13 protein-coding genes and 1 tRNA gene are annotated in these 13,931 nt (G+C 69.2%); 6 read left to right on the plus strand and 8 right to left on the minus strand.

Annotated elements, in window-relative coordinates:
- Window positions 1-4 precede the first annotated feature (4 nt).
- On the plus strand, window positions 5-544 hold the full coding sequence (locus ACX80I_RS01640; RefSeq protein ID WP_459343433.1) for a hypothetical protein: 540 nt from the start codon (window positions 5-7) through the stop codon (window positions 542-544).
- Window positions 545-569: 25 nt separating this feature from the next.
- Here the strand turns inward: ACX80I_RS01640 and metG are convergent, their stop codons facing one another.
- From metG to ilvD, 7 genes are all read right to left on the minus strand, one after another.
- Complete coding sequence (gene metG, locus ACX80I_RS01645) at window positions 570-2,144, minus strand: methionine--tRNA ligase (protein ID WP_459343434.1); 1,575 nt, start codon at window positions 2,142-2,144, stop codon at window positions 570-572.
- A gap of 29 nt (window positions 2,145-2,173) precedes the next feature.
- A complete protein-coding gene (locus ACX80I_RS01650; RefSeq protein WP_459343435.1) occupies window positions 2,174-3,118 on the minus strand; it encodes an acetamidase/formamidase family protein in 945 nt (314 codons plus the stop codon).
- Window positions 3,119-3,144: 26 nt separating this feature from the next.
- The gene (gene serA / locus ACX80I_RS01655; RefSeq protein ID WP_459343436.1) at window positions 3,145-4,737 is read right to left on the minus strand and encodes a phosphoglycerate dehydrogenase; all 1,593 of its coding nucleotides are present in this window, start codon (window positions 4,735-4,737) and stop codon (window positions 3,145-3,147) included.
- Between the two features lie 150 nt (window positions 4,738-4,887).
- Complete coding sequence (ilvC, locus tag ACX80I_RS01660; protein WP_301227042.1) at window positions 4,888-5,913, minus strand: ketol-acid reductoisomerase; 1,026 nt, start codon at window positions 5,911-5,913, stop codon at window positions 4,888-4,890.
- A gap of 51 nt (window positions 5,914-5,964) precedes the next feature.
- A complete protein-coding gene (gene ilvN, locus ACX80I_RS01665) occupies window positions 5,965-6,477 on the minus strand; it encodes an acetolactate synthase small subunit (RefSeq protein WP_087076134.1) in 513 nt (170 codons plus the stop codon).
- Window positions 6,478-6,479: 2 nt separating this feature from the next.
- The gene (locus ACX80I_RS01670; protein WP_459343437.1) at window positions 6,480-8,360 is read right to left on the minus strand and encodes an acetolactate synthase large subunit; all 1,881 of its coding nucleotides are present in this window, start codon (window positions 8,358-8,360) and stop codon (window positions 6,480-6,482) included.
- Between the two features lie 368 nt (window positions 8,361-8,728).
- Window positions 8,729-10,432, minus strand: coding sequence for a dihydroxy-acid dehydratase (gene ilvD, locus ACX80I_RS01675; RefSeq protein WP_459343438.1), 1,704 nt, complete (start codon window positions 10,430-10,432; stop codon window positions 8,729-8,731).
- A 233-nt stretch (window positions 10,433-10,665) separates the two neighbouring features.
- Here ilvD and ACX80I_RS01680 point away from each other — a divergent pair, with 233 nt between their 5' ends.
- The gene (locus ACX80I_RS01680) at window positions 10,666-11,133 is read left to right on the plus strand and encodes a hypothetical protein (protein WP_459343439.1); all 468 of its coding nucleotides are present in this window, start codon (window positions 10,666-10,668) and stop codon (window positions 11,131-11,133) included.
- A gap of 30 nt (window positions 11,134-11,163) precedes the next feature.
- On the opposite strand, the gene ACX80I_RS01685 is transcribed toward ACX80I_RS01680, so the two are convergent.
- Window positions 11,164-12,135, minus strand: coding sequence for a 2-hydroxyacid dehydrogenase (locus ACX80I_RS01685; RefSeq protein ID WP_459343440.1), 972 nt, complete (start codon window positions 12,133-12,135; stop codon window positions 11,164-11,166).
- Between the two features lie 177 nt (window positions 12,136-12,312).
- On the opposite strand from ACX80I_RS01685, the gene ACX80I_RS01690 reads away from it, so the two are divergent.
- The 4 genes from ACX80I_RS01690 to ACX80I_RS01705 all read left to right on the plus strand — a co-directional run bounded on the left by ACX80I_RS01690 (window position 12,313) and on the right by ACX80I_RS01705 (window position 13,881).
- A tRNA-Lys gene (locus ACX80I_RS01690) sits at window positions 12,313-12,385 on the plus strand.
- Between the two features lie 140 nt (window positions 12,386-12,525).
- On the plus strand, window positions 12,526-12,690 hold the full coding sequence (locus tag ACX80I_RS01695; protein ID WP_459343441.1) for a hypothetical protein: 165 nt from the start codon (window positions 12,526-12,528) through the stop codon (window positions 12,688-12,690).
- A 186-nt stretch (window positions 12,691-12,876) separates the two neighbouring features.
- Window positions 12,877-13,119 (plus strand): hypothetical protein, encoded by a 243-nt coding sequence (locus tag ACX80I_RS01700; RefSeq protein WP_459343442.1) that lies wholly within the window; start codon window positions 12,877-12,879, stop codon window positions 13,117-13,119.
- Between the two features lie 54 nt (window positions 13,120-13,173).
- The gene (locus ACX80I_RS01705) at window positions 13,174-13,881 is read left to right on the plus strand and encodes a hypothetical protein (RefSeq protein WP_459343443.1); all 708 of its coding nucleotides are present in this window, start codon (window positions 13,174-13,176) and stop codon (window positions 13,879-13,881) included.
- The last annotated feature ends 50 nt before the right edge of the window (window positions 13,882-13,931 follow it).

A 13,931-nucleotide genomic window follows, 5' to 3' on the forward strand; every position in this document is an offset into this window, starting at 1 on the left:
CCTTATGACGCCCGCCGCGAACGGCATCCCGGTACGCCAGCTGGACCTCGGGACGCTGCTGCCCTACCTCGACCTGCACCTCGTCGGCGCGACCAACGGGGTGCGCCTCTTCGGTGCGGCACGGGTCTCCTGGGCCGGGACTCCCTACGAGGAGGATTTCGCCCGCCTTCGCCGCGAGATCGACCAGGAGCGCGCCTTCCTCAAGCGCCTGATCAAGGCTCTGGGCCACCGGCCGAGCCTCCCGAAGATGGCGATGGCACGCGCCCTGTCCGTCGTGGCGGAACTCGATCCGCTCAACCCGACGAGGCGCAGGGCGAACGCCGGCGCCCAACTGGAACTCGAGGCCCTCCAGTCCCTGCTGAAGGGCAAGGAATCACTCTGGTCCACACTCCTCGCGCTGTCCGAGGATGCCTCGGCGTCCGCGGGCGACGCGGTGCTCAACCGCCCCGTCCTGGAGCAGCTGCTCGACGCGTCGAAGCGCCAGCAGGAGACCGTCGCCCGCGTCATGACGCAGACGGCCGCGGACCGCTTCCTGCGGCGCTGAGACCGCGGGAAGCGGGCCGCTACGGTCAGGACGCCGCAGGTTCCTCGTACTTGGGGAACACCGGCGACGGTGCGGGCAGGGCGGTCCCCGGCTCGATGCGCCGGCCGAGCGCACTGAAGCGACGCCGGGCGTCGTCGGTCTCCGTGCCCTGGCCGAGCGCCGTGAGGATCTGCCCGGCGCTGCCCGGCATGACGGGCTGGGCGAGGACGGCGACCACCCGGAGGACCTCCAGGGTCACGTACAGGACCGTGTTCATGCGCTCGGCGTCGGTCTTCCGCAGGACCCAGGGCTGCTGATCGGCGAAGTAGGCGTTCGTATCGCCGAGGACAGCCCACACGGCTTCGAGGGCACGGGAGAACTCCTGCCGGTCGTACGCGGCGCGGCTTGCCTCCAGCAGGGCATGGGCCTGGTCGAGGATCGCCGTGTCGGCCGGTGCGAACGCTCCCGGCCGGGGCACGGCGCCGCCGCAGTTCTTCGCCACCATGGACAGTGACCGCTGGGCCAGGTTGCCGAAGTTGTTGGCGAGGTCCGAGTTCATCCGCCCGACGACGGCCTCGTGGCTGTAGGAGCCGTCGGCTCCGAACGGGACCTCGCGGAGGAGGAAGAAGCGCACGGAGTCGAGGCCGTACTGGTCCACCCAATCCGCAGGCGCCACGGTGTTGCCGAGCGACTTCGACATCTTGACCCCCCGGTTGTGCAGGAAGCCGTGGATCATGACGCGCTTCGGCAGCTCGAGGCCCGCGGACATGAGGAAGGCGGGCCAGTAGATGGCATGGAAGCGCGAGATGTCCTTGCCGATCACATGGACGTCGGCGGGCCAGTACGTGCGGAACCGTTCCGAGTCCGTGTCGGGGAAGCCGACGCCGGTGAGGTAGTTGGTCAGGGCGTCCACCCAGACGTACATGACGTGCCGGTCGTCACCCGGGACCGGGACGCCCCAGTCGAACGTCGTGCGGCTGATGGAGAGGTCCTCGAGTCCGCGCCGCACGAACGAGATGACCTCGTTGAAGCGGGACTGCGGCGCACCGAACTCCGGCTGCGACTCGTAGAGGTCGAGGAGCTTCTGCTGGTAGGCCGAGAGCCGGAAGAAGTAGCTCTCCTCCTCGGTCCAGGTGACCTCGGTGTCGGTCTCCTTCGAGTACCGCACGCCGTCCTCGCGGACCTCGGTGTCGTCCTCCGCCCAGAAGGCCTCGTCCCGCACGGAATACCAGCCGGCGTACTTGTCGAGGTAGATGTCCCCGTTCACCTCCATCCGCTTCCAGATCGCGGCGGCCGCGGCGTAATGGTCCTCGTCCGTGGTCCGGATGAAGCGGTCGTAGGAGGTCCCGACGACGTCGTTCATATCCCGGAACGCCCGCGCGTTGCGCGTGGCGAGGTCCCGGACGGGGATGCCCTCCCGGTCCGCGGCCTGCTGCATCTTGAGGCCGTGCTCGTCGGTGCCCGTGAGGTACATGACGTCGAAGCCGTCGAGTCGCTTGAAGCGGGCCATGGCATCCACGGCGATGGTCTCGTAGGCGTGGCCGATGTGGGGCACGCCGTTGGGGTAGGAGATGGCCGTGGTGATGTAGAACGAGGGCTTTGCGTCAGCTGGGGAGGTCACCCTATGAAATTACCCCGGCACTCCCCGATTCACCCAAGCGTGGCGGCTGCCGTGCCGACGGCGTCGAGTGCGAGCACGGCGTGGACGCCCCACGTCTGGTTGGCGATCTGCGTGACCCGGAGGTCGACGACGGAGCTGGCCAGGGCCAGCGCGGCCGTCCGCTCGAGGCCGTGGAGCTGCTGGAGCCAGGTGAGCATGGCGCCGAGGGCCTCCGCCGTCGCCCGGTTGAGGTCCGCGTCGAACCCGAACGTGATGCGCGCGGTGGGCGTGACGGCGTGGATGGTGTGGAGCGGCGCGTCCCGCACGAGGCCGACCGTGACGGTCGACGTCATGCCGCACTCGATGGCCGTACCGCCGACCTCCCCGTCGCCCTGCGCGGCGTGCCCGTCCCCGAGGTGCAGCAGCGCGCCGGGCACGGTCACCGGGAGGAAGAGCGTGGAGCCGGCCGTCAGCTCCCGGCAGTCGATGTTGCCGCCACCCGCCGAGCGCGGCGGCGTCGTGGAGTGCTCCCCCGGCTCGGCGGGCGGCAGGCCGACCACGCCGAGGAACGGGGCGAGGCGGACGACATGCCCGTACTGGTTGGTGCCGGTGCCGGCGGCGCTGTCGAGGTCCCACAGCAGCCACGCGGGCTCCGCACCCTCGAGGCCCAGGCTGCGGGTGAAGGCGTCATCCCGCCGTCCTGCGCGGGTCCAGCCCCAGTCCCCGGGCTCGAGGGACTCGAACCGGACGGCCAGCACGTCGCCCGGGACGGCCCCGGCGACCTCGATGGGCCCGGTGAGGGCGTGCCCCTGCCGGGAGGGGAACCGGTAGGGCGTGACCGCGCCCGGCGTCGCCTGCCGCTCGAGGTGGCCCCAGGCGTCGAGGGAGTCGACGACGACCCGGTCCCCCGGCTCGATCCAGAGGACCGGCGGGGTGTCCCTGGACAGGACCTGCGTCGCCGTCGCAGGTTCGGCCGGTAACCGGTGCAGAGCCATCGGACCCCCTCGCCCGTCCTGGCCGCTCAGTCCTGGAGGTCCACTTCGCGGGCCACCGACGCGCCGATCTCGGAACGGATGGCGTCGAGGACGTCCTGGGGCACGGAGCTGTCCACGGTGAGGAGGGAGAGCGCCTGACCGCCTTCCGTGTTCCGTGCCACCTGCATGCCCGCGATGTTGATGTCCCGTTCGCCGAGGAGGCGGCCGAGCGCGCCGATCACGCCGGGGCGGTCGGTGTAGAGCAGCACCAGGAGGTGGTCGCTGATGGGGATCTCGAGGTCGTAGCCGTTGACGCCGACGAGCTTCTCCACCTGCTTCGGACCGGTCAGGGTCCCCGCCACGGAGATCTGCGTGCCGTCGGAGAGCGCCCCACGGAGCCGGAGCACGTTGCGGTACTCCTCGGACTCGGGCGTGGTGACGAGCCGGGTCGTGATGCCGCGCTGTTCAGCGAGGATGGGCGCGTTCACGTAGGAGACCTTCTCGGAGACGACGTCGGTGAAGACGCCCTTGAGCGCGGCGAGCTCGAGGGCCTTGACGTCGAGGGCGGCGATCTCACCGGCGACCTCGATGTCGATCTGGGTGAGGGAGGCGTGCGTCAGCGCGGTGAAGATCCGCCCGAGCTTCTCCATGAGCGGGATGCCGGGACGGACGGCCGGGTCGATGACGCCTCCGGCCACGTTGACGGCGTCGGGGACGAGTTCGCCGGCCAGGGCGAGCCGGACCGACTTCGCGACGGAGATGCCGGCCTTCTCCTGGGCCTCCTCGGTGGACGCCCCGAGGTGCGGTGTCACCACGACGCTGTCGTGGGCGAAGAACGGGAGGTCGGTGCTGGGCTCCCGGACGAAGACGTCGACGCCGGCGCCGGCGATCTGTCCCTGCTCGAGTGCGGTGTGGAGCGCGGCCTCGTCCACGAGGCCTCCCCGTGCCACGTTGACCACGTAGGCGGTGTCCTTCATGATCGCGAACGCGTCGGCGCCGAGCATCCCGACGGTCTCCGGGGTCTTCGGCATGTGGATGGTCACGAAGTCGGATTCGCGCAGCAGTTCGTCGAGGGACACGAGCCGCACGCCGAGCTGAGCCGCCCGGGCCGAGGTCACGTAGGGGTCGTAGGCGAGGATCTGCGTGCCGAAGCCCTGGAGGCGCGCCGCGACGAGCGCGCCGATGCGTCCGAGCCCGATGATGCCGATGTTCTTCTCGTACAGCTCCGTGCCGGAGTACTTGGAGCGCTTCCACTCCCCCGCCTTGAGGGCCGCGCTGGCCTGGGGGATGTTGCGGGCGAGGCTCAGGATGTGGCCGACCGTGAGTTCGGCGGCGGAGATGATGTTCGACGTCGGTGCGTTCACGACCATGACGCCGGCCCTCGTCGCGGCCTTGATGTCGACGTTGTCGAGGCCGACTCCCGCGCGGGCGATGACCTTCAGCCTGGGCGCGGCCGAGATGGCTTCCTCGTCCATCTGCGTCGCGGAGCGGACCAGCACGGCGTCGACGTCGGCGAGGGCGGCGAGGAGCTGGGCGCGGTCTGCGCCGTCGGTGCTGCGGATCTCGAAGTCGGGTCCCAGTGCTTCGACGGTGGCGGGTGAGAGTTCTTCGGCGAGGAGGACGACGGGCTTGGTGGTCACGGGAGAATTCCTTCTGCGGTGGGCTTGCGGGATCAGGACGGGATCAGCCGGGCACGGTCAGGACGGGAGGAAGCGGGCCCGGGCACAGGTCCGGCAGGACACCTGCTCGTCGCTGAGCGTCGATCACGTGTCCTGCCGGCAGTGGGGGCGCTAGCGCGCTACGGAACCCTCGGTGTAGTCGTCGTTCGTCTTGATCCACGAGAAGAGCTTGCGGAGCTCGCGGCCCGTGCTCTCGATCGGGTGGTCCTCGCCCTTCTTGCGCAGCTCGGTGAACTCGGGCGCTCCGGCGTCCTGGTCGTCGATGAAGCGCTTGGCGAAGGCACCGTTCTGGATATCCGCGAGGACGGCCTTCATGTTCTCCTTCACCTCGGGGGTGATGACGCGGGGGCCGGAGACGTAGTCGCCGTACTCGGCCGTGTCGGAGACGCTCCAGCGCTGCTTGGCGATGCCACCCTCGACCATGAGGTCGACGATGAGCTTGAGCTCGTGCAGGACCTCGAAGTACGCGACCTCGGGCTTGTAGCCTGCCTCCGTCAGCGTCTCGAAGCCGTACTGGATCAGCTGCGAGGCCCCGCCGCACAGGACGGCCTGCTCGCCGAAGAGGTCCGTCTCGGTCTCCTCGGTGAAGGTGGTCTCGATGACGCCGGCGCGGGTGCCGCCGATCGCCTTCGCGTAGGACAGTGCGAGGTCGCGTGCCTTGCCCGATGCGTCCTGCTCGACGGCGATCAGGTCGGGGACGCCGCGGCCGGCCTCGAACTCGCGGCGGACGATGTGCCCGGGGCCCTTCGGGGCCACGAGGGCGACGTCGACGTCGGAGGGCGGCTGGATGTAGCCGTAGCGGATGTTGAAGCCGTGGCCGAAGAACAGGGCGTCACCGGCCTGCAGGTTCGGTGCGATGTCCTCCTTGTACACGTGGCGCTGTACCTGGTCGGGCGTGAGCACCATGATGAGGTCGGCTTCGGCGGTCGCCTCGGCGACCGAGAGGACCCGGAGCCCCTCGGCTTCGGCCTTGGCACGCGATGCCGATCCTTCCTTCAGGCCGACGCGCACGTCGACGCCGGAATCGCGCAGGCTCAGCGCGTGGGCGTGGCCCTGGCTGCCGTAGCCGATGACGGCCACGGTGCGGCCCTGGATGATCGAAAGGTCTGCATCGTCGTCATAGAACAACTCGGTCACGGGTGTTTCTCCTCTTGTGGGTGGTGCTGGGAAGGTCTGGAAGGGGTGCCGTCAGGCGCTGCGCAGGGCGCGGTCGCTCATCGACTTGGCGCCACGGCTGATGGCGAGGGTGCCGGACTGCACGATCTCGCGGACGCCGAACGGCTCGAGGACGGACAGGAGCGCCGAGAGCTTCTCGGGTGTTCCCGTCGCCTCGATGATGAGCGAGTCGATCGCCACGTCGACGACCGACGCGCGGAACAGGTCCGCGGCCTGGGTCACCTGCAGGCGCGTCGCCGCGTCTGCCCGGACCTTGATCAGGACGTGGTCGCGCTGCACCGACTGCTCGGTCGTCAGTTCGACGATCTTGATGACGTTGATGAGCTTGTTCAGCTGCTTGGTGACCTGCTCGAGGAGATCTCCCTCGGCTTCCACCACAACGGTGATGCGGGACATGCCCGCGACCTCGGTCGGTCCGACCGCAAGTGAGTTGATGTTGAACGCGCGCCGGGCGAACAGGCTCGCGACGCGGGTCAGGACGCCGGGCACGTCCTCGACGAGCACGGAAAGGGTGTGTCGTGCCATGATCAGTCCTCCTGTTCCCATGTCGGGGTCATGTTGCGGGCAATCTGGATGAGGTCGTTGCTGACGCCCGAGGGCACCATCGGCCAGACCATGGAGTCGCGGCTGACCACGAAGTCGATGACGACGGGGCGGTCGTTGATCGCCAGCGCCTGCTCGATCGTCGCGTCGATGTCCTCGTCCCGCTCGCAGCGCAGGCCCACGCAGCCGTAGGCGTCGGCGAGCTTCACGAAGTCCGGGACGCGCACGGTGTCGTGGCCCGTGTTGAGGTCGGTGTTCGAGTAGCGGCCCTCGTAGAAGAGGGTCTGCCACTGCCGCACCATGCCCAGCGAGGAGTTGTTGATGACCGCGACCTTGATGGGGATGTTGTTGATGACGCAGGTGGCCAGTTCCTGGTTGGTCATCTGGAAACAGCCGTCGCCGTCGATCGCCCACACCACGCGGTCCGGGTCGCCCACCTTGGCGCCCATCGCGGCCGGCACGGAGTAACCCATGGTGCCGAGGCCGCCGGAGTTGAGCCAGGCGTGCGGGCGCTCGTACTGGATGAACTGCGCCGCCCACATCTGGTGCTGCCCCACGCCCGAGACGAAGACGCCCTCGGGACCGGTCAGTTCACCGATCCGCTTGATGACCTGCTGCGGTGCCGACAGACCGTCCTCTGGCTGCGTGAAACCGACCGGGTAGGTCTCGCGCAGGTGGTTGAGGGTCTTCCACCAGGCGGAGAGGTCCGGCCGCTCCTGCGTCTCGAACGCGTCGCGGACGGCGGCGGTCAGCTCGGGGATGATCTCCTTGACGGACCCGACGATGGGCACGTCCGCGGCACGGTTCTTGGAGATCTCCGCCGGATCGATGTCCGCGTGGATGACCTTCGCGTTCGGGGCGAAGCTGGAGAGGACTCCCGTGACGCGGTCGTCGAACCGCGCTCCGAGGGTGATCAGGAGGTCAGCCTGCTGCAGCGCCGTCACGGCGGAGACGGAACCGTGCATCCCGGGCATTCCCACGTGCTGGTCGTGGGAGTCGGGGAAGACGCCGCGGGCCATGAGGGTGGTGACGACGGGGGCACCGACGAGCTCGGCCAGCTCCTTCAGCTCCACGGAGGCGTGGGCCTTGACGACGCCGCCGCCCACGTAGAAGACGGGGCGCTGCGCGGTGGTGATGAGGCGGGCCGCCTCGCGGACCTGCTTGGAGTGGCCGCGCACCACGGGCCGGTAACCCGGGATGTCCACCTTGGGCGGCCAGGAGAAGGTCATGCTGGACTGCTGGGCGTCCTTGGCGATGTCCACCAGCACGGGCCCGGGACGCCCGGTGGTCGCGATGTGGAAGGCCTCGGCGAGGACGCGGGGGATGTCCTGCGCGTTCGTCACCAGGTAGGAGTGCTTGGTGATGGGCATCGTGATGCCGACGATGTCGGCTTCCTGGAACGCGTCCGAGCCGATGAACGCACTGGAGACCTGACCCGTGATGGCCACCATGGGCACCGAGTCCATGTGGGCGTCGGCGATGGCCGTCACGAGGTTGGTGGCACCCGGACCCGAGGTGGCGATGCAGACACCGGGCCGACCGGTCACCATGGCGTAGCCCTGCGCCGCATGGCCTGCACCCTGCTCGTGCCGCACGAGGACGTGCCGGAGCTTCGTGGAAGCCAGCAGGGGGTCGTACGTCGGAAGGATCGCTCCCCCGGGAAGACCGAAGACGTCGTCGACGCCGAGTTCCTCGAGGGACCGGACGATCGCCGCGGAACCGAGCATCTCGGTGGGGCCCACGACGTTGTTGGGGCCACGGACGGCGCTCGCCGGGACGACGGGTGCTGTCTCACGCGCGGGTGCTGCGGGAGGTGCTGGCCTTGCTGCCAGCAGCGCTGGGCTGATGGGCGATCCCTTGGACATCTTCGGCTTCCTTTGGAACGGTCGCTGCACTGCTGCAGCTATGACTGCGGATTGACTTCCGCGCGCTTCTTCTGTGCCAACAAGGTGTGTCAACAAAAAAACCCCTCAGCCTTGTCGGGCTCTGCGAGGGGTTGCGCGTGACTGTAGTCGTCTACCGGACGGGCTTCAGGCCACGCGCTGGGTAAGGACGACGACTACTGGTTCGGGCTGCATACCTGTAGTTTCCACGCCCCCGCGAAAGGGTGTCAACCGCACCCCTGCTTGTCTCACATGATGGACACCGGCGTCCAGTGAGTGGACCCCACCCCTGGTGTCGGCACTGCCCGGAACAGGAGGACATCCCGTCCCGGGCAGCGCCTGCGGCATCCCTAGCCCGTGACTGCACCCTTGGATGCGGAGTGCACGAGCTTTGCGTATTTCGCCAGCACGCCCTTCGTGTAGCGGGCCGGGAGCGGCTCCCAGCCCACCCTGCGCTGCTCGAGTTCCGCCTCGTCGACGAGGAGGTCGAAGCTCTTCGCCGCGATGTCGACGCGGATGCGGTCGCCGTCGCGCACGAAGGCGATGGGGCCGCCGTCGACGGCTTCCGGCGCCACGTGGCCGATACACAGGCCGGTGGTGCCTCCGGAGAAGCGGCCGTCCGTGAGCAGGAGGACGTCCTTGCCCAGGCCGGCTCCCTTGATCGCACCGGTGATGGCGAGCATCTCGCGCATGCCGGGGCCGCCCTTGGGTCCCTCGTAGCGGATGACGAGGACGTCGCCGGCCTGGATCTCGCCGGAATCGAGCGCATCGAGGGCGCCCTGCTCACGCTCGAACACGCGGGCGGTGCCCTCGAAGACGTCGGCGTCGAAGCCGGCGCTCTTCACCACGGCACCCTCGGGGGCCAGGGAGCCGTGCAGGATGGTGATGCCACCGGTCTTGTGCAGCGGGTTGTCGAGCGCGCGAAGGATCTTGCCGTCGAGGTCCGGCGGGTCGATCTCCGCGAGGTTCTCCGCGAGGGTCTTGCCGGTCACCGTCAGGCAGTCGCCGTGCAGCAGGCCGGCGTCGAGCAGCGCCTTCATGATGACCGGCACGCCGCCCACCTTGTCGACGTCGTACATGACGTAGCGGCCGAAGGGCTTGAGGTCGCCGAGGTGCGGGATCCGGTCACCGATGCGCGTGAAGTCGTCGAGCGTCAGTTCGACCTCGGCCTCACGGGCGATGGCCAGCAGGTGGAGGACGGCGTTGGTCGAACCACCGAAGGCCATGGTGACCGCGATGGCGTTCTCGAACGCCTTCTTCGTCATGATGTCGCGGGCCGTGATGCCAAGGCGCAGCAGGTTCACGACGGCCTCGCCGGACTTCCGCGCGAACATGTCGCGGCGGCGGTCGACCGAGGGCGGCGCTGCCGACCCGGGCAGGGACATCCCGAGGGCCTCGCCGATGCAGGCCATCGTGTTCGCCGTGTACATACCGCCGCAGGCGCCCTCTCCGGGGCAGACGGCGCGTTCGATGCTGTCGAGGTCCTTGTGGCTCATCTTGCCGGCGGCGCACGCGCCGACCGCCTCGAAGGCATCGATGAGGGTGACTTCCTTCTCGGTCCCGTCCTCGAGCTTCGCGAACCCCGGCATGATCGTTCCCGCGTACAGGAACACCGAGGCGAGGTCGAGGCGGGCCGCCGCCATGAGCATGCCCGGAAGGGACTTGTCGCACCCGGCGAGGAGCACCGAACCGTCGATGCGTTCGGCCTGCATCACCGTCTCCACCGAATCCGCGATGACCTCACGGGAGACGAGCGAGAAGTGCATGCCCTCGTGGCCCATCGAGATGCCGTCGGACACGGAGATGGTGCCGAACTGCATGGGGAACCCTCCCCCGTCACGCACGCCCTCCTTGGCTCCCTCGGCAAGGCGGTTGAGGGACAGGTTGCAGGGAGTGATCTCGTTCCAGGAGCTGGCGACGCCGACCTGCGGCTTCGCGAAGTCCTCGTCGCCCATACCCACGGCTCGCAACATCCCGCGGGACGGTGCCGCATGGATGCCGTCGGTGACGACGCGGCTTCTTGGCTTGATGTCTGGCTTTGTTTCCTCGGTCATGGTAGAAGTCTAGGCCCGTGTAACAGGGGGATTTCGCCATGTGACCCGCCTGTTACAGCGGCCCCTGCGCCGACCGGAAGGGCCGCGCCTCCCCGCCCGGGTCCTCGTGCGGCGGCTCCCTGCTCCGGTACAGTGTGGATTTCGCGGGCGATCCTTTCGGCCCGCCGGCCGGGCACACCGCGAACCATCCCTTCGGGGACCAGTCCGACAGCCTCCTACCGCAACGGCATGATATGACTCCCGATGATCCCTCCGGAACCGGCCGACCGCTCCCTGGCGGGCAGGGACTGAAGAACGCCCTCCGTCGCGTGTTCGACGGGCAGATCCCGAACTACGGCGACTACAACCTCGTCTTCGCGGCGCCGTACGCACGGGGCCCCGAGGGCCCGGCGTATCCGATCGGCTACGTGGTGGGGTACCGCTGGAAGCCCGCCGAGCTGATGATCGCGCCGGTGGACCTCGCGGCCATCAGGGGCGCGGGCGTTCCCGTCGAGATCAACATGACCAATCTCGCGCACGCCCTGCAGTGGGTCGAGGACGGCAGCTACGAGGTGGGCACGAGCACCGGCCGGGTCTTCCGCTTCGGCGTCAGCGCGGACCCGGTCCTCGATATCGGTCCCGGCACCCCGATGAGGCTGACGCAGGACGACGACCTGGCCGACTTCGACTCCTTCATGGACGCCTTCATCGCCATGGCCTGAGCCCGAGCCAGGGTCCACGCCGAGCCGCGCCTAGCCCCAGGGTCCGCGCCGTACGAGGTTGGCGGGTTCCTGTCCGCGGCCGAGCAGTTCGACCTGGCGCCTCAGCAGCGCGAGGATCCGGGGCGGGAAGGCACCGGTGTTGCCCCCGACGTGCGGCGTGATGAGAACGCCGGGAGCACTCCACAGCGGGTGGCCCTCGGGCAGCGGTTCGGGGTCGACGACGTCGAGCGCCGCCTTCAGGCGGCCTGCCACGACTTCCCGGGTGAGGGCCTCGGTGTCCACCACCGCGCCGCGGGCGACGTTGACGACGAGCGCGCCGTCGGGCAGGGCCGCGAGCACGTCCTTCCCGATGAGTCCGCGTGTGGCCTCGGTGAGCGGCGTGATCACCACGACGACGTCGTGGTGGGGGGCGAGGTCCACCAGTTCGTCGCTGCCGTGGACGTGGCCGAGGGTGTCGTCGCGTGCGGCGCTGCCGACGCGGGTGACCTGCGCCTCGAAGGTGTCCAGGCGCCTGCGGATCTCCTCGCCGATGCCGCCGACACCCACGAGGAGGACCCGGCGGTCCGCGAGCCCGGGATAGCGTGCGCTGTGCCACCGGCCTTCGGCCTGCTGGCGGACGGCGTCGTCGATCCCGCGCAACGAGGCCAGGGCGAGCCCGACGGCGAGTTCGGCGGTGGCCGCCGCGTGCACTCCCGCAGCGGTCGCGATGGCCACATCGGGTCCCAGGAGGTCCGGGACGCCGTCGTACCCCGTGGACTGCGTCTGGACGAGCCGAAGGTTCCGCGCGGCGTCGAGCGCCCCGTCGAGGTGTGCGCGGCCCGTGTACGGCAGCACCGCGGCATCGAGGTCGGCGGGGTCGAGGCCCTCCGGTGCGCCCTGGAAGTCCCAGAGCACGACGTCGACGGCGGGGGAAGCGCCGGCCAGCGCGTCCCGCAGGTCGGCGGTGGGGACGCTCAAGGTACGGACGGTCGGGGCATCGGGGCTCGTTGCGGGAATCGTCATGGCGCCAGCCTAGGGGCTCCGGCGGAATCGGCCTCGCCGGACGGTGCGGACACGGTGCGGAGAAGGTGTCCCGAGCGGAGGTCGGGGAGCCGGTTTCATGTTTCGGGCGAAGTGCTGGTAGAGTTTCATGCTGTTGCGGATGAGCCAACCGAGTGAAATCGGGAGGCAAAACGGCACGCACCTCTAGCTCAATTGGCAGAGCAATTGACTCTTAATCAATGGGTTCCGGGTTCAAGTCCCGGGGGGTGCACAACAGAACCCCGTGTTCCAGGTCTCGCCGCCTGGGATGCGGGGTTTTGTCTTGCCCTGATACCGGCTTCCTCCAGCTCGTTCGGTCCGCCACTACACTGAGCGTGGCAGAGCAGCGTCGGAGACCGGAAGGGGCTGAAAGTGACAACACTGGTACCGGCACTCGTCGCCGTGCTCGGGGTGGTGCTCATGATCGCGCAGATCTCTGCGGACAGCGAACCCGGCGCCATCCCACTGGCGCTGATCCTGACGGGTGTCACCTGGCTCGTGGTGGCACGGGCCCGGAAGCGGCGGCACACCACGTAGCCGCGTCAGCGCTCCCGCCGGCCGGTCCCGGCGGTATCTGCCCTGGCAACGCCGGTGACGTCCTCCCCCGGGAACGCCGCCATGCCGCGCCCGGACAGTCAAGGCCCCACCCCTGCCCCGGACCGCATTGCACCGGCTTTCCGAATTCCTGCACGATGACTGGTATCCCACTCCCGGAGGACCACCATGTTCAGGAACGCGGCGGATGAACCGCCCATCATCGACTTCCACCCGTGGCCGCGCCCGGTCCCGGCACACTACCTCTCGGTCCTGCAGGCCAGTGTCCTGCTCGGCCTCGTGACGATCCTGCTGCTGACGGTGCTCCCCTCCCTCTCGTTCCTCCATCTCCTCGTCAGCGCGCTGGTCCTCGTGACGCTCGTGCGGCGCACCCGGAGGCGGCACCCCGGGCGCGAGGACGCGAAGGACTGACCGGTCCCCCGCGGCTACCGGCCGCTTCGCTCCGCCCGGGCCTACGATGGACCCGTGAACGAGATCCTGTCCTTCGCAGGGAACTACTGGTGGCTGGTCTTCCCGCTGTCGGGTGTGTTCGCGGTGTGGGGGCGGCAGTGGTCGGAGGCGGGCGAACGGCGCCACCAGCGCAGGATGGAGATCTACCGCCTCAAGCACCCCGGTGTCCTCCACGGCGCGCACACCTCCGAACAGCTCCCGCAGCAGGCACCCCGGCTGGAGCGGGATGTCCGGCACGTCGAGCGCATGCACGACGAGGTCGACAGGAAGTGGCTGTCCTACGAGCTCGACGCGGCGAAGCTGATCGACTACCCCACGATGACCGACGTGCGGGAGCCGCTCACCGTCGCCTTCCTCAGGGCCAAGCGTGAAGCGGACTCGCTGCGGCCGGAGGAACCCTCGGGTGTGTCCGCGGAGGACCTCGCCGCCTACCGGTCCGCCGTCACCTCGTACGACGTCGCTTTCCAGGTGGCGGAGACCGAGGCCCGACGCGTTCGAGCCAGCGGGTTCAGCGCGGAGGAGCGGCAGCGGCTCTCGACCGCCCGCAAGCTCGTCACGGTGGTCGTGGACGACGCGGCGACGGCAGCGGAACGGCAGACGGCCTACCGCCGGGCCCGCCGCGAACTGGACGGGCTGATCGTCCTGCCGGATGCCACCATCACGTCGCTGGAGGAGAAGGTCGCCGGGGAGATCGGCCCGCGTTCCGAGCCCTCCCCGTCCTGATACCGCGCTTCCCTTCCCTGCGCGCCGCGGCTGAACAATAATCGCCTACA

The sequence above is a fragment of the Arthrobacter rhamnosi genome, assembly GCF_054510855.1.